The organism is Rhizobium tibeticum (genome assembly GCF_900110205.1).
Lineage (GTDB): Bacteria > Pseudomonadota > Alphaproteobacteria > Rhizobiales > Rhizobiaceae > Rhizobium > Rhizobium tibeticum.
On the sequence record NZ_FOCV01000031.1, the window covers coordinates 17,693 to 37,444 of the forward strand.

Genomic DNA, 19,752 nt, shown 5'->3' on the forward strand with positions numbered 1-19,752 from the left:
CATCTCAGGCGGCGATGCGCCCTGTCTGTTCCGGCAGCATGTGGGCAATGGCGCCGAGCAGGTCCGTCTGCGAGATGAGCCCAAGCACGTGGCCGCCGGCATCGACAATGACAACTGCGTGGGTGCGCCCGTCCGTCAGGTCAGGCAACAGGCTGATGGCGGGTGCATCCGGAGAGGCGATTGCCGCTGTTGCAATGTGATCGGAAAGCTGCTCGGCCTGCATCAATTCCCGCAGCCCGACGGTGCCCATCAATCGGCCGCTGCCATCCTTCACGGGAAGCGTGCGGACATTGTGCTTTAGGAGCAGAGCGCGCGCCTCTTCCGCGGTGGCGCTCTCGCCGACCGCGATCACATCGCGCGACATGATATCAGCACAGCGGACAGTGCCGTGGGAGCGAACGGCGGCCTCGACCTCGACCTGCCGCAGCAAGCGGCTCAGGTCGCCGCGGTCGATATCGAAGGTTTCCTCGAATTTCGCCAGCGCCGCATCGACATCCTCATCGCGAAAACCGATGCGTGTCGCGGACGGCGGATCGATAGTCTGATGCGTATTGACCGGCGCTGGAGCGGCGATATGCGGATAGTTTCGCCGCCCGAGCTTGTGAAAGAGAATGCCGAGCGCCACCAGAATGCAGGAGTTCAGTGCCACCGGCACGAAGGGGAAGAGCAGCCCCCAGCTTGCCACTGCCGGGCCGCCCAGCACAGCGGTCAGCGCCGCAGCGCCGCCGGGCGGGTGCAGGCAGCGGGTGAACGACATGGCACCGATCGCCAGCGAGACACCCACGCCAATTGCGATGATCGGCTCGTGGATGAAGTGCGCGGCGATGATACCCATCATTGCGGAAATCGTGTTGCCGCCAATGATCGACCATGGCTGCGCCAGCGGACTTGCCGGCACGGCGAAAAGGAGAACGGCCGAAGCGCCCATCGGCGCGACAATCAACGGCAGATGAGAGCCCTGGCCAAAGAAGTACCCGCAGACCATACCGGTCAGCGCGATCGCAATCAGTGCGCCAAGGCAGGCAAGCATGCGCTCCCGCAGCGTGGCGCCGGCCAGGATCGGCGAAAACAGGCGGAGGCGGAAGCGGTGACGAGGATCGACCTTTGGACTGCTGGAATTTGACATGACGGACCGAAGAGTGTGTGAAACGAAGCGCCTGATTGATAGAAGGATGCTGGCTGATGTCAGCCGCCGGGAATTGAGGGACCGTCCCTGCCCCGCGAGGCAATGAGGACGTCGTGAAAGGCCTCGAACGAATCCGATCGCTCGCCCTTTGGGTGGACGAGAAATGTCTCCACGGCACCGATCTTAGCGGTGACGATATCGACGGGCCAGCGCAAGAGATCGAACACCGAGCGCGGCATTGCGCCAAAGGCATTGCCGGCGACAATGCTCGCGAGTATCGCATGGTAGGAGGCGAGCTCCAGCCTGCGCAGCGGGGTGACGCCCTGAGCCCACTCCTCGGCCATCCGCCGATAGGTGCAGCCTGGCTCCATCACGGCAAGTGTCCCGACACGCAGGTCGGCCGCGGCTTTGACGTCGGGGTGTTTCGGAGGAAGGACGAGAATGAGGTCCTCGACATAGATGCGCCGCGCATCGAACCTGCCCAGGTCGAGATCCCCATAGCGTGCCTGGTCGAGCGACGCCTCTGGCGGCCGGGCGACCAATGCGCAGTCCAGCTCTTCGGCCAGCACGCTCTGCATGAGTTCCCGCGTTGCTCCCATTGTGAGTTGCAGGGAGACGTCGGGCCAAAGCGATCCAAACCGCCTGATCACATCCGGAAGCCGGCTTGCGGCCGTGCTCTCCATCGTTCCGACGCGAAGCGTGCCCGATACCGCCAGCGGACGCACGGCCTGCCTTGCTTCCTCCGCCAGATCGGCAAGCCGCGTCGCATAAGATAGGAAGATCGAGCCTTCGCGCGTCAGCGACATCTTCTTGCCGTCGCGGCTGAAAAGCGCAACCGCGAGATCCTCCTCGAGCTGCTGGATGCGCGTAGTGACGTTCGACGGTGCGCGGCCGACTGCCGCCGCCGCCTTAGTGACGCTGCAATGAGATGCGACCGCCTTGAAAATTTCGATTGACGACAGATCCATAGCTTCACGTTGAGAGAATATCGGAGGCACTTTATTCTCGATATGGAAATGAAAATCAACCCCGCTCGTCCCGGGAAGCGACGTCTCACTGCGCGACGTTCCGCCACGGTCGGCAAAACAAAAGGGCCCCCGGATCGCTCCGGCGGCCCTTCCAAATTCTTCCATGCCGGCCTTAGTTCGAACCGAACTTCCGCACTTCCATGAAGTTGACCGCGCTGCCGCTGAAGCGGCCCGGATCGATGGAGGCCGTCTTGGTGAAGCCTTCGGCATAGACTGCGGTCGGCTGGGCACGCAGCGTCTGGCTGACGAAGCGCGGCGCCTTGACCGGCCTGGTGACCATTTCCATGCGGGCATTGGTGAGCGCCCACTGCGAGATGATTTTCTGCGTCAGCTTCGGCTCGGTGCGAACCGTCGCACGGCTGGCGTCGGCTTCTGCGGCCTCATGCTTCGTCGGGCGGCCACCCTTGGTCGGCAGGCCCTGCGACAGCCCATTGGCATCCGCCGACTTCGGTGCATCGAAGGCATCGCCGAAGCTTGCGGACTTCGTGGCAGGCGCGAGAGCGGCAAGCTGCAGTGGCGGCTTTTCGCTTGGAACCTTTTGCGGCGTTGCCGCGTTGATAGCCTGCTCGACGCTCGTGACCGGCGGCTGGTTGGACGCAACCTGACGGTCGCCATCACCATTCTGCTGGTCAAGGGCATCGGCAACGGCCGGAGAAAGCGTATCCTCCTGGTCTGCCACGTCGTCGTCGGCTTCAGCATCGGCATTCGCCGCTGCCAGAAGCTTTTCGGCAAGCGCCGGTCGTTCAGCCGGCCTCGGAACCGCTGTGAGGCTCCCCGTCCCCGCAGCCGGATCGGCCGAAGCGACTTCCGCGTCACCCGCAGAGCGGCGCGGTCCAAGCAGAGAAGGCACCGGTACGCTGTAGGCGCTGAGATCCGCGAACTGCTGCTGACCTTGCTCAGTCACAGCGGAAAGGGCCTGTTGCGCTGCGTTTCCGGATTGCGGAGCGACAAGGGCGCTAGCCACCTCGGTACCGCCTTGCTGATTGGCGAACGCCGGACGCACCTGCGGAACCGGCGCGTTGACATTTGCGACTTCAGTAGCCTGCGCGGGCACTTGCTCGCCGGGATTGGCGGCGTTTGGCATGTCAGCCGTCGGCGGCGACGCCTTGGCGACCGCCACTGCTGCGCTGCTATCATCATCGGAACTGTCTTCAGCCTCGTCGGCGCCACCCCCAAACAGGGCGGCAAACAATGTCTTGTGTTTGGGCTGGTCGCTCGATGACGAGCCCGCATAGGCACCGGAGCTTGCCATCTGCACCTGCGACGAGCTTACGCGGCGCTTGTAATCGGCCACGGCCTGCTCGTAACCTGGCAGCGGACGGCCATCCGATGGGATGTGCATCGTGTTGCCGTTCGGGAAAAGCCGGACCAGTTCTTCGCGGCTCATGCGCGGCCAGGCGCGGACGCCGCCGACATCCATGTGAACGAAGGGAGAGCCGGATTTCGGATAGAATCCAACGCCGCCGACCTGCATTTTCATGCCAATGCCACGCAAAGTGGCGAGTTTGACGTCAGGAATGAAGAAATCCATCGCCTTGCCGAGCATGTGCTGGCTCTTCTCGGCGACGCCGGAATTGCGCGAGCGGCCCTTCAGCATGGCGTTGGTGGCCGGCGAACGGAAGCCGCAGACGACGTTGATATAGTCGCGCGAGCCACTCTGGCGGTAGACTTCCCAGATGAGGTCGAAAAGGCGGGGGTCCATTCTCGTCGGCTGGTTCTTGCGCCAGTCGCGAAGGAATCGGTTCAGCTGCTGCAGACCCTTCGGATCGTACCGGCCGTTGCGCTTGTAGGTGATGACGGCCTTTTCGCCGGTGTGAATGAAATAGAGTTTGAGACTGCGTGTTTCGCCGGCCGCCTCGGAAGGCGAGCTGACCAGAACCGGTGACGAAACGACGAGTGCGAGAAGGGCGGCCATAACCGTCCTAAACACCTTTCCGCAAAGGTCCGTGTACCTTGGGCGCCAGCTCAAGCGCGAAGGTCTCGTATTCCCATTCAGATCCGGCAAACTCAATCCCCGTCAGACAGCCGATGGTCCTCTTTGACACCGTTGGCTGTTAAATGCGGTCACACGATGGCAAAAATGCCACACGTGATCAACCTTTTCTTTACATAGTGAACAGGCCACTAACAAGTGGTTTATGATTGGTAACAAAAGATGATTGCCGGAATGTTAATCTAGAAGACCTATGCGGCGTCCTTCTGTGGATTGTCCGGATCTATGCCGTAATCCTTGAGTTTTCGGTACAATGTGGATCGTCCGATGCCCAGTTTTCGGGCTACTTGACTCATCTGCCCGCGATAGAATTTAAGGGCGAATCGGATCAGTTCCTCCTCCACATCCGCAAGCTTTCGCACGTCTCCGGCAGGATTTGTGCTTGCAATCGCGTTGTCCGGCGCCTCCGTGATTCGTGCGACCGCCTCTTCGACGCTGGCTTGATGGGCCGGATAGTCTTCGGTCGAGACGTCGTTTTGCCGGGCGTGGCGTGTGTTGTCTGCGACCAGCGCCAAGTGATCGACGACCTCGTATTCGGGCAGCTGCGCGGCGATCTGCGGGAAGTCTGCTTCGGTCAGTTCGCCCCCCTCGGCCAGGACGACCGCGCGGAAGATCGCGTTCTCAAGCTGGCGGATGTTGCCCGGCCAGTCATAGGCGGTGAGCAAGGCCAAAGCACCGGAGCTCACCGACATGCGGTGGCTGCCCTTCTGCTCGCTGGAGAAGCGCTCAGCGAAGACCCGCACGAGATGCGGAATATCCTCCTTGCGCTTGCGCAGCGCCGGGATGGTGATCGGGAAGACGTTCAGGCGATAGTAGAGGTCCTCGCGGAAGTGGCCGTTCTTGACCTCTTCGATCAGGTCCTTGTTGGTTGCCGAAATCAGGCGGACATTGACCTTGTGGGCCGTGCGCGCGCCAACGGTCTCGATTTCCCCCTGTTGCACAGCGCGCAGCAGCTTGACCTGGACCTCGAGCGGCAAGTCGCCGATCTCGTCGAGGAAGATCGTGCCGCCATCGGCTTCCATGAACTTGCCGATATGCCGATCGGTGGCGCCGGTAAAGGCACCCTTCTCGTGACCGAAGAGGATGCTTTCGACCAGATTGTGTGGAATGGCGCCGCAATTGACCGTGACGAACGGCTTGCCGGAGCGGTCGCTGCCGGACTGGATGGCGCGGGCCACCAGTTCCTTGCCGACGCCGGACTCGCCTTCGAGCACGACAGGAATGTTCGACTGCGCGGCGCGTTGCGCCAGATCGATGACGCGGAGCATCGCCGGGCTGGCCGAAACGATGTCGTCGAAACCGACGGCACCGGAGCGCGACCGGCGGCCGGCGCGCGCCTTGACCTCGCGCTGGTCGAGCTTCAGGGCGTTTGAGATCGAATTGGCGATCCGCTCGGGAGAAACCGGCTTGACGACGAAATCGAAGGCGCCGGCACGCATGGCCTGCACCACGGTCTCGATACCGCCTTGCCCCGTCTGGACAATCACCGGAACATGAGTGCCGAACTCGTGCAGTGCCTCGAGGAATTCGAGACCCGTCATCTCGGGCATCATCAAGTCAAGAACGATGATGTTGTAGAGGCCGCTGCCTCTCTTCACCATCTCCAGACCGATCCGGCCGTTTTCGGCCTGATGGACGACGTGGCCGTGACGCTCGATCGCGTTCTTGAGCAGCCGACGCTGGATTGGGTCGTCCTCGACGACAAGAATCTGCGCTGCACCCTTGAGCTCATTGTAACCGGTCATTGCTGCCTCACTTCATGCGAAACCTGAGACGCACTCTGGCAGAAAGGCTTGAACATCCAGTTTTGAGAAACAATTGCATTTTAACGTTTGTGACGGCACTGAATCCGACCCGAAACGGAGCTTGCGAGCAACCGAAAACCCCTTGATGCCAAGCCTTCGGGCGCATAGACAGTCAAGCCTGTCGCAAAAGAGGAAGAGGACCCCGATGATGAAAAACACGCTCTCCGGCACCGCCATTAATTTTTCGGCGAGTTCGGCTGCCTCCGCGACGGATGCCGCCCTCGGCGAGTTGCCGACGTGGAAACTGCAGGACCTCTACCCTTCCGCAACCTCGACGGCCTTCACCGGCGACATGGACAAGGCCGGCAAACAGGCAATCGCCTTCGAAGAGAAGTGGAAGGGCAAGCTTGCCGACGCCGCGACCAAGACAGGCACCGAGGGCATCGGCCAGGCGCTGAAGGAATACGAGGCGCTGGACGATATCATCGGCCGCCTCGGCTCCTTTGCCGGCCTCACCTATTTCTCCGACACATCAAACCCGGTAAACGGCAAGCTATATGGCGACGCGCAAGCCAAGATCACCGAGTTTTCCAGCCACCTTCTTTTCTTCGCACTCGAACTCAACCGCATCGACGATGCGGTCATCGATGCCTGCATGGCGAACGATCCGGATGCCGGCCACTATCGCCCTTGGCTCGTCGACCTGCGCAAGGACAAGCCCTTCCAGCTGGACGACAAGCTGGAACAGCTCTTCCTCGAAAAATCGATGACGTCGGCGGCCGCCTTCAACCGCCTGTTTGACGAGACGATGACGGAACTGCGCTTCGACATCGACGGCGAAAAGCTGCCGCTGGAAGTCACCTTGAACATGCTGCAGGAAAAGGACCCCGAGGTTCGCCACAAGGCCGCGATGGCGTTGGCCAAGACCTTCAAGGAAAACCTCCGCACCTTCACGCTGATCACCAACACGCTCGCCAAGGACAAGGACATTTCCGACCGCTGGCGCGGCTTCGAGGACATTGCCGATAGCAGGCACCTTGCCAACCGCGTCGAGCGCGAGGTGGTCGATGCGCTCGCTGCCGCCGTCAAGCAAGCTTACCCGCGCCTCTCGCACCGCTATTATAAGATGAAGGCAAAGTGGCTCGGCATGGACGAGATGAACTTCTGGGACCGCAACGCGCCGCTGCCGGAAACCTCCAACGCCGTCATCTCCTGGAACGAGGCGAAGGACACCGTGCTTTCCGCCTACGGCAACTTCGCTCCGGAGATGGCTGCGATCGCCAAGCGCTTCTTCGACGAACAATGGATCGACGCGCCGGTCCGCCCCGGCAAGGCGCCTGGCGCCTTCGCGCATCCGACGGTCCCGTCGGCTCACCCCTATGTGCTCCTCAACTATCTCGGCAAGCCGCGCGACGTGATGACGCTTGCGCATGAGCTCGGCCACGGCGTGCATCAGGTCCTCGCCAGCGCCCAGGGCGCCTTGATGTGCCAGACGCCGCTCACTCTCGCCGAAACGGCCTCGGTCTTCGGCGAAATGCTGACCTTCCGGGCACTCCTCGACAAGACGAAGGACAAGCGCGAACGCAAAGCGATGCTCGCTCAGAAGGTCGAGGACATGATCAACACGGTCGTGCGCCAGATTGCATTCTACGAGTTCGAGCGTAAGGTCCACACGGCCCGCAAGGCGGGCGAACTGACGCCGGAGGACATCGGCGAACTCTGGCTGTCCGTGCAGTCGGAGAGCCTCGGACCGGCGATCAAGATATCAGAGGGCTACGAGACCTACTGGGCCTACATCCCGCACTTTATTCACTCGCCCTTCTACGTCTACGCCTATGCCTTCGGCGATTGCCTGGTGAACTCGCTCTATGCCGTCTATCAGAAGGCCGACAAGGGCTTCCAGGAGAAGTATTTCGAACTTCTGAAGGCCGGCGGCACCAAGCACCATTCGCAGCTGCTGAAGCCTTTCGGCCTCGATGCGACTGATCCGTCGTTCTGGAGCAAGGGCCTGTCGATGATCGAAGGGCTGATCGACGAATTGGAAGCGCTTGATAGAGGCTGAGACGCCACAGCGAGACCGACCACAAGCTGCATCTGCTGCTCGTTGCGGCGGGCGGAGCGACCGACTGGCATTGTCTGCAACGCTCACGAGGAAGGATGAAGGTAGCCCCTTCTTCCGCATTCCTGTGCTTGTCACAGGAATGCGGAAATCCAGAGCAATCGATGTCAGCAGACGGGAGCGCGGATGACAATTTCTGAGCCACACATCCTCTTCCGGGACGACACGACCGGGGAAGTGATGCTCTTTTGCGATCCGTCGGAGATCATCATCGCCCGGACGCGCGCCGAGGTCTTTGCGGGACTTGCCCGCATGGAAGAGGCAAAAGCCGCAGGCAAGTGGCTGGCGGGCTACATGGCCTATGAGGCTGGCTACCTCTTCGAGGAAAAGATGGCGGCCTTCATGAGTGAAGGTCGGGAAACGCCGCTTCTCGCCTTCGGTGTCTTCGATGCCCCGCGGGCCGATACCCATCCGCTTGCCCAGCCGAAGCAGCGCAGCGAGAACGAGGAATTCCTGAGCGAACCCAAGGCCGGCTGGGATTTCGCTACCTATAAGCAACGCTTTGACCGCCTGCATTGGCATCTGCGCCAGGGCGATTGCTACCAGGCGAACCTGACCATGCCGATCACCGCCCACTGGAGTGGCGATCCGGGCGCTGCATTCTGGTCACTGATCGAACGGCAGCCGGTGAAATACGGCGCGCTTGTCGATCTCGGCGGCCCGGTCCTCCTTTCGCGCTCGCCCGAACTCTTCTTCCGCACGGACGAGGAAGGCTGGATCGAAACCCACCCAATGAAGGGGACGGCAAAACGCGGAGCGAGCGACGTCGAGGACGCCGCGATCATTGCCGCGATGCGCGAGGATATCAAAACCCAGGCCGAAAACCGCATGATCGTCGACCTGCTGCGCAACGACATCTCGCGCATCACGCAAGTCGGCACGCTCGACGTTCCCAAGCTCTTCGACATCGAGACCTACCCGACCGTGCACCAGATGGTCAGCCACGTGCAGGCGAGACTTCTTCCTGATCTTGAAATCCGCGATATCTTCGCCGCGCTCTTTCCCTGCGGATCGATCACCGGTGCCCCGAAACTCCGCGCCATGCAGATCCTGCACCAGTTGGAAGACGTGCCGCGCGATGCCTATTGCGGCGCGATCGGCATGATTTCGCCAAGCGGCGCCATGCGCTTCTCCGTCGCGATCCGCACCATCAGCCTGTTTGCCGGCGGCAAGGCCGTCTTCAATGTCGGCGGCGGCATCGTCTTCGATTCGACTGCCGAGGCTGAGTACGAGGAGTGCCTGCTGAAGGCGCGCTTCGCCATCGGTGATCAGGAGATCGCGTGATGAGCGACTTCTCGCTGATCGAAACGCTGCGCTGGGAACCGGAAGCCGGCTTCGTTCGGCTGCGCCTGCATCTTGCCCGCCTTTCCCGCTGCGCCCGTCGCATCGGCTTTCCCGACCCCACGAATGCTGCGGCGAAATTGGAGGAAGCCGTTGCCGGTGCCACGACGCCTCTGCGCATGCGCCTGACGCTTGATCGGTTGGGGCGCATCGACGTGACCTCGGCTCCCTTCGTGCCGGCGCCGGCAGGCACCGAATGGAAGATTAGGATCGCCGACACCCGTGTCGATTCCAGTGACAGATTGCTGCGGCTGAAGACCACGCGCCGTGGTGTCTACGAGGCCGCGCGCGCCGAATGCACGACGGTCGAAGCCGACGAGATGTTGCTTCTCAACGAACGTGGCGAAGTCTGCGAAGGCACGATCACCTCGGTCTTCCTCGACGACGGATCCGGCACGCTACGCACGCCTCCAATTTCTTGCGGCCTGCTGGCCGGCGTGCTGCGCACAGAACTGATCTGCCAGCGCAAGGCACGCGTTGGACGCCTCTCTGTGAAAGATCTGACATCAGGAAAACTCTATGTGGGCAATTCGCTGCGTGGACTGATCCCGGCCCGGCTCGTCGGCTAGGCCACGATCTTCAGCCGATCGCGGCCGCTCTGCTTGGCGTTATACAAGGCCTCGTCGGCGCGGGCATAGACTTCGCGCGCCGTCTCGCCGGGCCGCAACTCCGCCAGTCCCGCCGAGCATGTGTAACAGAAGGAAGGTACCGTCGGTATGGGGCGGGCGCCGCGCACCATCCTGACTATGCGGTCGATGATCAGCTCAGCCTGCGCCAGCGTTGTATCTGGCAGGATCAGCATGAATTCCTCGCCACCGATCCGCCCGAAGCTGTCACGTCGGCGGATGACCGGCTGCACGCGGCGCGAGAAATCGATCAGCACATCATCACCGAACTGGTGACCATAGATGTCATTGATGCGCTTGAAGAAGTCGAGATCGATGATGCAGATGCAGCCGATGACGCCTGCATTGGCAAAGTCTTGACGTGCTATCAGGCTTTCCAACGCCGCCATCATGAAGCGACGGTTGGAAATGCTCGTCAGTTCATCCGTCTGCGAGGCCCGCAGCGCAAAATCGCGGTCCTGCCGCACCTCGCGCCCGCTTTGCTTCAGATGCGTAATGTCGCTGGCGATGCAGAGCATCCAGCCGTCCTTCTGCACCGTCTCGGTCATCCAGAACCAGCGGCCGTCGACGACGTCGGTTTCGAACGCCCGGAACGGCAGCTTGCCGCGGCGCGATTGTGCGGAAACGAGCCATGTCTCGAAATCGGCTGTGCGAATGATCGTGCCCCTGCCCGCTCGCGTGTTGCGGCGCATGAGTTCCGACCACAACGGCGTCTCATCAGCTTCTAAGGCGTAAGTCGAACGAAAGGCCGCATTTGCATAGCGCAACCGGTCGTCCTGATCGTACATGGCGATCAGGACGGCGCTGTCTTCCTGCAATTCGGCAAGCCGCTCAGATATCTCGTTCATCCGATTGTTCCGGGCGTGCTGAAATCAACGGTTCGCACTTTGGAGCAGAATTCTAAAAAGAATATGGATGGCTGCACGCCAATTGAATATTCACATGCGTCAGAACGCAACACCCTGAAAGGAAATTCTGCGATGCTCATCCTCGCCCTGACCTATGTGAAGCCGAACGAGGAAGCCGACAAATACATGGAGCCCCATATGGCCTGGGTGAAGCACGGTTACGCAAAGGGGTGGTTTCTTGGCTCTGGCCGCAAGGTGCCGCGCACCGGCGGTGTTATCCTTTCGGTCGGTCAGCGCGCCGAAATCGAGGCCTATGTTGCACAAGACCCCTTCACCATCCATGGCGTAGCCGAATACGATATCACCGAGGTCGCCATCACCACGACGGCAGCGGGATTGGATATTTTGAAAGGCTGAACGCACCAACGTGGCAGTGGCATGAGCGACCTCAGCGAGCATCTTCAATCTCTGGAACAACGGCTGTTCGAGCCGGAGGTGCGCAATTCGCGTCCTGCGCTCGAATCTCTTCTCTCGCCCGACTTTCGGGAGATCGGCGCTTCCGGCGGCCTTTATCTTTATGAGGACATCATCGTCGCCCTGCTCGGCGAGCCGCCGGATGGACCAACGCGCACGTTGACCGATTTCGAGATGCGATTGCTCTCTCCCGACCTGGCGCTCGTTACCTACAGGGCTGCGCGGTCCACCACGAGCGGCCCACCCATCAGATCGCTGCGCAGCTCCATCTGGCACCATGATGCCTGCGGTCAGTGGCGGATGGTCTTCCATCAGGGGACGTTGACGGCATAGAGTGCGGTCATGACGCTTCCGACCTACACGCCCTATGACGGCTCCGCCCGCCCGTTCACCATCGGCTTGATGCCACTCGATCTTGCCCGCTGGATCGAACCGGATGGCGATTGGGGCCGCTATACCGGTGAAAAGCGACGACTGATCGAGAGCCATCGCGACGAGATCTTCGTTGCCAAGGAGGAGACCGCGGAGGCGCAACAGGAGGTTTTCGATCTCCTGCAGGTTCACCTTTCAGAATGCCATCCGGAGCTCGCCCACAACATTGCCGATGCCGCCGACCGGGACGCGCCTGCCTTGCTGCGCGCCGGACTGCTGGTGCAGGACGATCTCGTCATCATGCGTCGCGAGGAGGACGGCTGGCATCTCGTCGCCGGCTTCGTTGCCTTCCCGTCTTCCTGGTCGCTTAAGGAAAAGTTTTGCCGCCCGATGCAGGCAATCCACGCCGATGTGCCGGGTTTCGGCGAAGGGACGCGCAATGCCGCGCTCATCACCCGCATCTTCGACAATCTGCAGGTCTCGCAGCCGGTCGAGCGGCTGAACTGGTCCGTCAACGTCACCGACGATCTCTTCCTGCCGCTTTCCAAGCACCGTCGCCCGCCGTCTGCCGAACCGTTCACGCTTGCCGAGCGCTTCGCGCGCGTCGAGCGTCAGACACTGCGCAGGCTGCCGGCGTCGGGCGATATCCTCTTCACCATCCGCATCTATGTCGATCCCATCGCGGCCATTGCCCATCATCCGAATGCCGGCAAACTCGCCGCAAGTTTCGCCGCACAACTGGATGGCCTCGATGAGCAGCAGGCGGCCTACAAGGGCCTGACCTTGCAGAAGGCAGAGCTTAGCGCCAAGCTTCGGGCGCTCGCAGACGCCCTCTTTCCTGCCTGATATTTGTGTTCCCGGCCCGAACGCTCTTTATTGTGACGCGGTTTTATGGTTAGAGCCGGTCACTTCGCATAATCTGCGCCATTTCAGATAATTCTTAGGGCTCATCGCCTTCGCCGCCTTCCACAGGAGAAAAGAATGACGGAAAAGACCCACCCGGTATATGCCGAAATTACCGGTCCGATCGTGATGATCGGCTTTGGCTCCATCGGCCGCGGCACGCTGCCACTGATCGAGCGCCACTTCAAGTTCGACAAGAGCCGGATGGTCGTCATCGACCCGCGCGACGATGCAGATCACACCGAAATCATGGCAAAGCACGGCGTCAGGCACATCAAGTCGCATGTCACCAAGGACAACTACAAGGAGCTGCTGAAGCCGCTTCTGACCGAAGGCGGCGGGCAAGGCTTCTGCGTCAATCTTTCCGTCGATACCGGGTCGGTCGACCTGATGAAGCTCTGCCGCAAGCTCGGCGCTCTCTACATCGACACCGTCGTCGAACCCTGGCTCGGCTTCTATTTCGACAAGAGCATGAAAAATGCCGACCGCACCAACTACGCGCTGCGCGAAACCCTGCGCAAGGAAAAGGCGAAGAACCCGGGCGGCGCGACCGCCGTTTCGACCTGCGGCGCCAACCCGGGCATGGTCTCGTGGTTCGTCAAGAAGGCACTCGTCAATCTTGCCAACGATATCGGGCTGAAGTTCGAGGAGCCAGATCAGCACGACCGCGAAGGCTGGGCAAAGCTGATGAAGAAGGTCGGCGTCAAGGGCGTCCACATCGCCGAACGTGACACGCAGCGCACCAAGCACCCGAAGCCGCTCAACGTCTTCTGGAACACCTGGTCGGTCGAAGGCTTCATCTCCGAAGGCCTGCAGCCGGCCGAACTCGGCTGGGGCACTCACGAAAACTGGATGCCGAAGAACGGCAAGAAGCATAAGAAGGGTTGCAAGGCGGCAATCTACCTCGAGCAGCCGGGCGCCAATACCCGCGTGCGCACCTGGTGCCCGACGCCCGGCCCGCAGTACGGCTTCCTCGTCACCCACAACGAGTCGATCTCGATCGCGGATTACTTCACGGTTCGCGACAAGGATGGCGAAGCAACATACCGCCCGACCTGCCACTACGCCTATCATCCGGCCAACGACGCCGTGCTGTCGCTGCACGAAATGTTCGGCAATGGCGGCACGTCGCAGCCCGTTCACCACGTTCTCGATGAGGACGAACTGGAGGACGGCATCGACGAACTCGGCGTCCTGCTCTATGGCCACGAAAAGAACGCCTACTGGTACGGCTCGCGCCTGTCTCTGGAAGAAACCCGCCGTATCGCTCCTTACCAGAACGCCACCGGCCTGCAGGTGACCTCCGCTGTTCTCGCCGGCATGGTCTGGGCGCTCGAAAACCCGGACGCCGGCATCGTTGAAGCCGACGAGATCGACTACAAGCGCTGCCTCGAGGTGCAGACGCAGTACCTCGGACCCGTCGAAGGCCACTACACCGACTGGACGCCGCTGGACGGTCGCCCGGGACTCTTCCCGGAAGAGATCGACACCAAGGATCCGTGGCAGTTCAAGAACATCCTCGTTCGTTGATCTTAGCCCGCACCACATTCGAAGTTGCCCGCCGCAAGGCGGGCATTTTTGTAACGCTTGCTGTATAAATGCCGCCGCCTCTAGCTGGAGACTTGCCTTCCCGCAAAGCCCGCGCCATGTCTTTCCACAACCACACGGATAGTTTTCGTTCCGATCGCCGGGAGAAGCTCATGAAAATCAGAACCCTCGTTGCCCTCGTCGGCGCTGCCGCAGCCTTGGCTGCTTGCACCATGTCGTCGCCACGCCCGACGCCGGTCGCCGCAAATCCGGCTCCAACGGGCGTTGAAGGCTCATGGGCGGATCCGAACGGCATCATCTCGACCTTCCAGTCGGGAACGTTCACCACCCGCACGACCGACAGCAACCAGCTTCTCGCTTCTGGCACCTATGTGAACACCTCGCCGTCGCTCGTCGAGATCAACATGACGTCGCTGGTGCGCAAGACGCAGTCCAAGGTCAACTGCGCGCTGGTGGCCCAGAGCCAGTTGAACTGCACCTCGGATGCCGGGGCGCAGTTCACCTTGACGCGCCGCATGTAAAGGTCCACCGACACCCAACGACGAAAGCTCCCCTTTGTGGGAGCTTTTTTGTTTGCCGCTCTTGGAAAGCGTCGAGGCTGTCACAGCTTTTTCTCTTGCCGCCGCTAGTGCTAGGTGAAAACATCGGTCACGCAGGGACGGCGCAGCCGCAGGGGTCAAAGGCTTCGCCCAAAAAATCAGGAGAGCAGGATGACGAAATCATTTCAATTCGGTCTGCTGACCGCGTCGATGCTGGCGCTGTCGAGCGGCGCCGCTTTTGCCGACTACGAACTCAATATTCTTCATATCAACGATTTCCATTCGCGCATCGAGTCAATCAACAAGTTCGATTCCACCTGCTCGGCCGAGGAAGAGGCCAAGAAGGAATGCTTCGGCGGGGCGGCGCGCTTGAAGACCGCGATCGACCAGCGCCGACAGGCTCTCGATGGCAAGAACGTGCTGCTGCTCAATGCCGGCGACAATTTCCAGGGCTCGCTTTTCTACACGACCTACAAGGGTGCTGCCGAAGCCGAAGTGCTGAACGACATGAAGTTCGACGTGATGACCGTCGGCAACCACGAGTTCGACGACAGCGAGGATGGCCTGGCAACGTTCCTCGACAAGGTGCAATTCCCTGTCATTTCAGCCAATGTGTTGGCCGGCGACGGCTCGAAGCTCGGCGACCGCATCAAGCCTTCGCTGGTGCTCGACGTCGGCGGCCAGAAGATCGGCATCGTTGGCGCCGTGACCAACGACACGGAGGAACTCTCCTCGCCCGGTCCCAAGGTGATGATCGCCGACGACGTGCAGACCATCACGGCAGCCGTCGAAGACCTGAAGAAGCAGGGCGTCAACAAGATTATCGCTTTGACCCATGTCGGCTATCCCCGCGACCTCGCAGCCATCGCCAAGATTCCTGACGTGGATGTCGTCGTCGGCGGCCATTCGCACAGCCTGCTGTCCAATACCGACCCGAAGGCCGAGGGCCCCTACCCGACGATGGTCGACAATCCCGGTGGCTACAAGGTGCCGGTGGTCCAGGCCGCGTCCTACAGCAAGTATCTCGGCGATATCGTCGTCACCTTCGATGACAACGGCGTCGTCAAGGGAGCCAAGGGCGACCCGATCCTGATCGATTCTTCCTTCACGCCCGATCCGACGCTGACCGCCCGGATCGCCGAACTTGCCAAGCCGATCGAGGAGCTGCGCAAGAAGGTCATCGGCTCCAGCCAGGACCCGATCCAAGGCGACCGCACCGTGTGCCGCGTCGAGGAATGCTCGATGGGCAACCTCGTGGCCGACGCCATGCTCGACCGCGGCAAAAGCCAGGGCATGACCATCGCCATCCAGAACGGCGGTGGGCTGCGTGCCTCGATTGATGCCGGCGACGTCACTCAGGGCGAAGTCATCACCGTACTGCCGTTCCAGAACACGCTTGCGACCTTCCAGCTGACGGGCGCCGATATCCGCAAGGCGCTGGAAAACGGCCTCGGCAAGATCGAGGAGGGCGCCGGCCGCTTCCCACAGGTGTCGGGCCTGAAATACACGTTCGACAAAGCCAAGCCCGCTGGCAGCCGTGTCGTATCGGTCGAGGTCAAGGAGGGCGATGCCTTCGTGCCGCTCGACGACGCGAAGAGCTATGGCGTGGTCACCAACAACTTCATGCGCGCGGGTGGCGACGGCTATTCGATCTTCGAGACGGCCGGTAAGAACGCCTACGACTTCGGACCGGACCTTGCCGACGTGACCGCCGAATACCTGGCCGCGCATTCGCCCTACAAGCCCTATACGGACGGCCGCGTGACAGAAGTTGCGGCCTCCGGAACCGAAGCGCCGGCAACCACCGAGGCCGCGCCCGCTGCGCCTGCTTCCCCGGCGGCATCGGCACCCGCTGCGGCTCCGGCAGCACCCACGGCCGAAGCTCCCGCTGCGCTTGCCCCGAACACGCCGACCAACCACGTCATTGCGGCTGGCGATACGCTCTGGGATCTTGCCGAGCAGTTCTACGGCGACGGTGCGCTCTGGAAGAGGATTTCCGAGGCCAACGGCACGCCAGCGCCACGCCATCTGACGATCGGCAAGGAACTGCAGATTCCGTCGAAGTAAGACGATTTGTCTCGATCCTGAAAGCCGGTGCGGGGTTTCCCGGGCCGGCTTTTGTTCCTATAGGGTGAACATCGAAGCCCGGCCGCATACGAGCCGGCAGACCAGACGAGCACCGGGGTTGAAATGACTGTTGATACTGCGCACCGCCCGGCGGACCATCCGCCCGTGAAATCAGGCAAGGTGGGTGTTTTGCTCGTCAATCTCGGCACGCCCGGTGGTACCGACTACGCCTCCATGCGCCGCTACCTGAAGGAGTTCCTGACCGACAAACGCGTCATCGAATGGTCGCCCTGGAAGTGGTATCCGATCCTGTTCGGCATCGTTCTCAACACGCGTCCGCAAAAGGTAGGCAAAGCCTATGAGACGATCTGGAACAAGGACAGGAACGAAAGCTATCTGCGCACCTACACCCGCAACCAGTCCAATCTGATGGCCGAGCGCCTGAAGGATCTGCCCAACGTGAGGGTCGACTGGGCGATGCGCTATGGCACGCCTTCTATCCCGTCCCGCATCCAGGCGCTGAAAGACGAAGGCTGCGACCGCATTGTTCTCTTCCCGCTCTACCCGCAATATGCCGCCGCAACGACAGCGACGGTCAACGACAAGGCCTTCCAGCAGCTGCTCAAGATGCGCTGGCAGCCGGCGCTTCGCACCGTCCCCGACTACCACGACGACGAGACCTATATCGAGGCTCTGGCCAGTTCGGTCATGAACCATCTGGCGGCGCTGGATTGGCAACCGGACATGGTGCTTGCCTCCTTCCACGGCATCCCGCTCTCCTATTCAGAGCAGGGCGATCCCTATTATTGGCAATGCCAGAAGACGGGCCGGCTGTTGCGCGAACGGCTGGGGCTGCCGGAAGACAAGTTCATGGTGACCTTTCAGTCCCGCTTCGGGCCTGAAGAGTGGCTGCAGCCCTACACCGACAAGACGGTGGAGAAACTTGCACAGGACGGCGTCAAGAAGATCGCCGTGCTGAACCCCGGCTTCGTCTCCGACTGTCTCGAGACGTTGGAAGAAATCGCCGAACAGGCCGCCCACTCCTTCCATGCGCGCGGCGGCAAGAAGTTCACCCACATTCCTTGCCTCAACGACAGCGAGGACGGGATGCGGGTGCTGGAGAAAGTCGTCCGTCGCGAACTGCTCGGCTGGGTTTGATCGTCAGACTCCGCGCTTGTTGCCCCAGAGCAGAACGTGCAGCTGGGGCAGCACCCGTGCCTCGAACCACCGGTCCTCGGTGACCTTGTCGACGAGCCACAGCATCCTGTCCATGATGCCATCGATGTCGACGCGCGCATCGTCGTCATCAGGTGGCGGTGGCGTGTGGTTCCCCGGCTGCAGATAGACGGGCAAATCGGGATAGCGGGTGGCCGCCTCGCGGGCATAGGCGTAGTCGCGATCGTCGAAAACGACGATCTTCAGGGCGATCTCAGGTCCATCGGCGGCCATCCCGAGACAATTCTCGAAGGCATCGAAGTCCGTTGCCATGCCGCTCGAGGGCGGCTTGGGGCTCAGCACCAAGACATCGAGATCGGCAAACCATTCCTTGGCGACGCTGCCCTGCGTCTCCAGCGCGAAGCTGTAGCCTCGCTCATGCCCGTGTGCGATCAGACCGCCAAGCGGCTGGATCGCCGGATTGCCGCCGGAGAGCGACACCATCAGCGGCTTGCCCCCGGAGAGCCGCGTCACCTCTGCCCATATGCCATCGACCGTCATGGGCACCCACTGTTCGCGATACGCGTTGTCGACCGCATGCAGGCTGTCGCACCACGAACAGCGATAATCGCAGCCGCCGGTGCGAACGAAGACGGTCGGCAGGCCGATCAGAATGCCTTCCCCCTGGATCGTCGGCCCGAAGATCTCGCTGACGCGGATCTGCGTCTCGCGAGCCCCGCTCATGGCCGGTATTCCGCCCAGGTCTTCGGCGTTTCACTGACGCGCACGGCCGAGGTTTCCGGTAGCCACTCTTTGCACCAGTCGTAGAAGTGCTTGGCGAGATATTCCGACGTCACGCGGTCATGGCCGAACACCTCGTTCAGGTGCCGATGGTCGATGCGCTCGTCGATGTAGCGCTTCAGCGGCGAAAGCTCGTGATAGTCGCGCACAAAGCCGTTCTCGTCGAGCTCGGCAGCCGCAAGCTCCACCACTACGATGTAGTTGTGTCCATGCAGCCGCGCGCACTGGTGATCGGCAGGCAAATGGGTCAGCTGATGCGATGCGGAGAAGTGGAACTCCTTGGTGATGCGAAACATCACTTCACCTCCCTGGCCGAATAGCCTGATGTTGCCGCCACCCAGAAATCCGGATCCTCGTATTCCGTGGGATCGGCAACGCCAGCAAGATGAAATGCCTCACGCCGCTCCACGCAGGTGCCGCAACGCCCGCAATGGCGTGTACCGCCCTTGTAGCAGGACCACGTCTCGGCAAACGGCGTTCCGTATTTCGCGCCATCGGTAACGATATCGGCCTTCGAGATGTTGACGTAGGGTGCATGCAGCGAGACGCTGGCGTAGCCGTCAAGCGCCTGGTTCTGCATTTCCTGGAAGGCATCGATGAAGCCCGGGCGGCAATCGGGATAGATGAAATGATCCCCGCCATGCACGGCAACGGCCACGGCATCTGCCTTTTGAGCCGCGGCAAGACCGAAGGCGATTGCCAGCATGATTGCGTTGCGGTTCGGCACCACAGTCGCCTTCATCGTCTCTTCGGCATAGTGGCCATCTGGCACGTCGACATCGTCGGTCAGCGCCGATCCCGTCAGGTGCCGCCCGATGGTGCGGATATCGATGATCTGGTGTGGCACGCCGAGCCGCTTGGCGCAGGCTGTGGCAAAGTCAAGTTCCTTGCGGTGTCGCTGTCCGTAATCGAAGGAAAGCAGGCCGATAAGCTGGTGCTCCGCCGCCACGCGATGGGCGAGCGAAATGGAGTCCAATCCGCCGGAGCAGATGACGATAGTCTTCATGATGAGGATCCCTTGTTTTGACCGGGTGGGCTGCGACCGGTATTTCCTGCGGGCCTTCTAG

General features: G+C 61.4%; 17 protein-coding genes and 2 pseudogenes. 10 read left to right on the plus strand and 9 right to left on the minus strand.

Annotation, left to right across the window (positions count from 1 at the left end):
* Positions 1-4: 4 nt before the first annotated feature.
* From BSG20_RS26510 to BSG20_RS26525, 5 genes and pseudogenes are all read right to left on the minus strand, one after another.
* A complete protein-coding gene (locus BSG20_RS26510; RefSeq protein WP_072380290.1) occupies positions 5-1,126 on the minus strand; it encodes an HPP family protein in 1,122 nt (373 codons plus the stop codon).
* A 59-nt stretch (positions 1,127-1,185) separates the two neighbouring features.
* A complete protein-coding gene (locus tag BSG20_RS26515; RefSeq protein WP_072380288.1) occupies positions 1,186-2,094 on the minus strand; it encodes a LysR substrate-binding domain-containing protein in 909 nt (302 codons plus the stop codon).
* Between the two features lie 172 nt (positions 2,095-2,266).
* On the minus strand, positions 2,267-4,159 hold the full coding sequence (locus BSG20_RS26520) for a peptidoglycan L,D-endopeptidase MepK (protein ID WP_072380286.1): 1,893 nt from the start codon (positions 4,157-4,159) through the stop codon (positions 2,267-2,269).
* Positions 4,160-4,338: 179 nt separating this feature from the next.
* Positions 4,339-4,563, minus strand: a pseudogene (locus BSG20_RS38945) (helix-turn-helix domain-containing protein); the annotation flags it as partial.
* A gap of 71 nt (positions 4,564-4,634) precedes the next feature.
* A pseudogene (locus tag BSG20_RS26525) lies at positions 4,635-5,892 on the minus strand (sigma-54-dependent transcriptional regulator); the annotation flags it as partial.
* A 208-nt stretch (positions 5,893-6,100) separates the two neighbouring features.
* Here BSG20_RS26525 and BSG20_RS26530 point away from each other — a divergent pair.
* The 3 genes from BSG20_RS26530 to BSG20_RS26540 all read left to right on the plus strand — a co-directional run bounded on the left by BSG20_RS26530 (position 6,101) and on the right by BSG20_RS26540 (position 9,921).
* Complete coding sequence (locus BSG20_RS26530) at positions 6,101-7,954, plus strand: M3 family oligoendopeptidase (protein WP_072380325.1); 1,854 nt, start codon at positions 6,101-6,103, stop codon at positions 7,952-7,954.
* A 183-nt stretch (positions 7,955-8,137) separates the two neighbouring features.
* Positions 8,138-9,295 (plus strand): aminodeoxychorismate synthase component I, encoded by a 1,158-nt coding sequence (locus tag BSG20_RS26535; protein WP_072380282.1) that lies wholly within the window; start codon positions 8,138-8,140, stop codon positions 9,293-9,295.
* Positions 9,295-9,921: an aminotransferase class IV family protein gene (locus BSG20_RS26540; protein ID WP_072380280.1), complete on the plus strand. Its 627-nt coding sequence runs from the start codon at positions 9,295-9,297 to the stop codon at positions 9,919-9,921. The genes BSG20_RS26535 and BSG20_RS26540 overlap by 1 nt, the downstream gene beginning before the upstream one ends.
* On the opposite strand, the gene BSG20_RS26545 is transcribed toward BSG20_RS26540, so the two are convergent.
* Positions 9,918-10,826: a sensor domain-containing diguanylate cyclase gene (locus tag BSG20_RS26545; protein WP_072380278.1), complete on the minus strand. Its 909-nt coding sequence runs from the start codon at positions 10,824-10,826 to the stop codon at positions 9,918-9,920. The genes BSG20_RS26540 and BSG20_RS26545 overlap by 4 nt on opposite strands.
* Before the next feature lie 132 nt (positions 10,827-10,958).
* On the opposite strand from BSG20_RS26545, the gene BSG20_RS26550 reads away from it, so the two are divergent.
* The 7 genes from BSG20_RS26550 (at position 10,959) to hemH (ending at position 17,887) form a co-directional block, all read left to right on the plus strand.
* A complete protein-coding gene (locus BSG20_RS26550; RefSeq protein WP_024318273.1) occupies positions 10,959-11,243 on the plus strand; it encodes a YciI family protein in 285 nt (94 codons plus the stop codon).
* Positions 11,244-11,264: 21 nt separating this feature from the next.
* A complete protein-coding gene (locus BSG20_RS26555) occupies positions 11,265-11,633 on the plus strand; it encodes a nuclear transport factor 2 family protein (protein WP_072380276.1) in 369 nt (122 codons plus the stop codon).
* A gap of 9 nt (positions 11,634-11,642) precedes the next feature.
* Complete coding sequence (locus BSG20_RS26560; RefSeq protein ID WP_072380274.1) at positions 11,643-12,518, plus strand: heme-dependent oxidative N-demethylase family protein; 876 nt, start codon at positions 11,643-11,645, stop codon at positions 12,516-12,518.
* 135 nt (positions 12,519-12,653) lie between these two features.
* Positions 12,654-14,105: a homospermidine synthase gene (locus BSG20_RS26565; protein WP_072380272.1), complete on the plus strand. Its 1,452-nt coding sequence runs from the start codon at positions 12,654-12,656 to the stop codon at positions 14,103-14,105.
* Positions 14,106-14,275: 170 nt separating this feature from the next.
* A complete protein-coding gene (omp10, locus tag BSG20_RS26570; RefSeq protein ID WP_024318277.1) occupies positions 14,276-14,644 on the plus strand; it encodes an outer membrane lipoprotein Omp10 in 369 nt (122 codons plus the stop codon).
* A 189-nt stretch (positions 14,645-14,833) separates the two neighbouring features.
* Positions 14,834-16,729 (plus strand): bifunctional metallophosphatase/5'-nucleotidase, encoded by a 1,896-nt coding sequence (locus BSG20_RS26575; RefSeq protein ID WP_072380270.1) that lies wholly within the window; start codon positions 14,834-14,836, stop codon positions 16,727-16,729.
* Positions 16,730-16,852: 123 nt separating this feature from the next.
* Positions 16,853-17,887 (plus strand): ferrochelatase, encoded by a 1,035-nt coding sequence (gene hemH, locus BSG20_RS26580; RefSeq protein WP_072380268.1) that lies wholly within the window; start codon positions 16,853-16,855, stop codon positions 17,885-17,887.
* Positions 17,888-17,890: 3 nt separating this feature from the next.
* Here hemH and queE read toward each other — a convergent pair whose 3' ends face one another.
* From queE to queC, 3 genes are read right to left on the minus strand one after another with little or no spacing between them, the layout of a single operon-like run.
* On the minus strand, positions 17,891-18,628 hold the full coding sequence (gene queE, locus BSG20_RS26585) for a 7-carboxy-7-deazaguanine synthase QueE (RefSeq protein WP_072380266.1): 738 nt from the start codon (positions 18,626-18,628) through the stop codon (positions 17,891-17,893).
* Positions 18,625-18,981, minus strand: a complete 357-nt coding sequence (queD, locus tag BSG20_RS26590; protein ID WP_072380264.1) for a 6-carboxytetrahydropterin synthase QueD — start codon at positions 18,979-18,981, stop codon at positions 18,625-18,627. Before queD ends, queE begins: the two co-directional genes overlap by 4 nt.
* Complete coding sequence (queC, locus tag BSG20_RS26595; RefSeq protein ID WP_072380262.1) at positions 18,981-19,691, minus strand: 7-cyano-7-deazaguanine synthase QueC; 711 nt, start codon at positions 19,689-19,691, stop codon at positions 18,981-18,983. Before queC ends, queD begins: the two co-directional genes overlap by 1 nt.
* Positions 19,692-19,752 lie beyond the last annotated feature (61 nt).

Excerpts from the sequence above, each read along its gene's own strand:
- BSG20_RS26510 (WP_072380290.1), bottom strand. The coding sequence starts at position 1,126 with ATGTCAAATTCCAGCAGTCCAAAGGTCGATCCTCGTCACCGCTTCCGC.
- BSG20_RS26515 (WP_072380288.1), bottom strand. The coding sequence starts at position 2,094 with ATGGATCTGTCGTCAATCGAAATTTTCAAGGCGGTCGCATCTCATTGC.
- BSG20_RS26530 (WP_072380325.1), top strand. The coding sequence starts at position 6,101 with ATGAAAAACACGCTCTCCGGCACCGCCATTAATTTTTCGGCGAGTTCG.
- BSG20_RS26535 (WP_072380282.1), top strand. The coding sequence starts at position 8,138 with ATGACAATTTCTGAGCCACACATCCTCTTCCGGGACGACACGACCGGG.
- BSG20_RS26540 (WP_072380280.1), top strand. The coding sequence starts at position 9,295 with ATGAGCGACTTCTCGCTGATCGAAACGCTGCGCTGGGAACCGGAAGCC.
- BSG20_RS26545 (WP_072380278.1), bottom strand. The coding sequence starts at position 10,826 with ATGAACGAGATATCTGAGCGGCTTGCCGAATTGCAGGAAGACAGCGCC.
- BSG20_RS26550 (WP_024318273.1), top strand. The coding sequence starts at position 10,959 with ATGCTCATCCTCGCCCTGACCTATGTGAAGCCGAACGAGGAAGCCGAC.
- BSG20_RS26555 (WP_072380276.1), top strand. The coding sequence starts at position 11,265 with ATGAGCGACCTCAGCGAGCATCTTCAATCTCTGGAACAACGGCTGTTC.
- BSG20_RS26560 (WP_072380274.1), top strand. The coding sequence starts at position 11,643 with ATGACGCTTCCGACCTACACGCCCTATGACGGCTCCGCCCGCCCGTTC.
- BSG20_RS26565 (WP_072380272.1), top strand. The coding sequence starts at position 12,654 with ATGACGGAAAAGACCCACCCGGTATATGCCGAAATTACCGGTCCGATC.
- omp10 (WP_024318277.1), top strand. The coding sequence starts at position 14,276 with ATGAAAATCAGAACCCTCGTTGCCCTCGTCGGCGCTGCCGCAGCCTTG.
- BSG20_RS26575 (WP_072380270.1), top strand. The coding sequence starts at position 14,834 with ATGACGAAATCATTTCAATTCGGTCTGCTGACCGCGTCGATGCTGGCG.
- hemH (WP_072380268.1), top strand. The coding sequence starts at position 16,853 with ATGACTGTTGATACTGCGCACCGCCCGGCGGACCATCCGCCCGTGAAA.
- queE (WP_072380266.1), bottom strand. The coding sequence starts at position 18,628 with ATGAGCGGGGCTCGCGAGACGCAGATCCGCGTCAGCGAGATCTTCGGG.
- queD (WP_072380264.1), bottom strand. The coding sequence starts at position 18,981 with ATGTTTCGCATCACCAAGGAGTTCCACTTCTCCGCATCGCATCAGCTG.
- queC (WP_072380262.1), bottom strand. The coding sequence starts at position 19,691 with ATGAAGACTATCGTCATCTGCTCCGGCGGATTGGACTCCATTTCGCTC.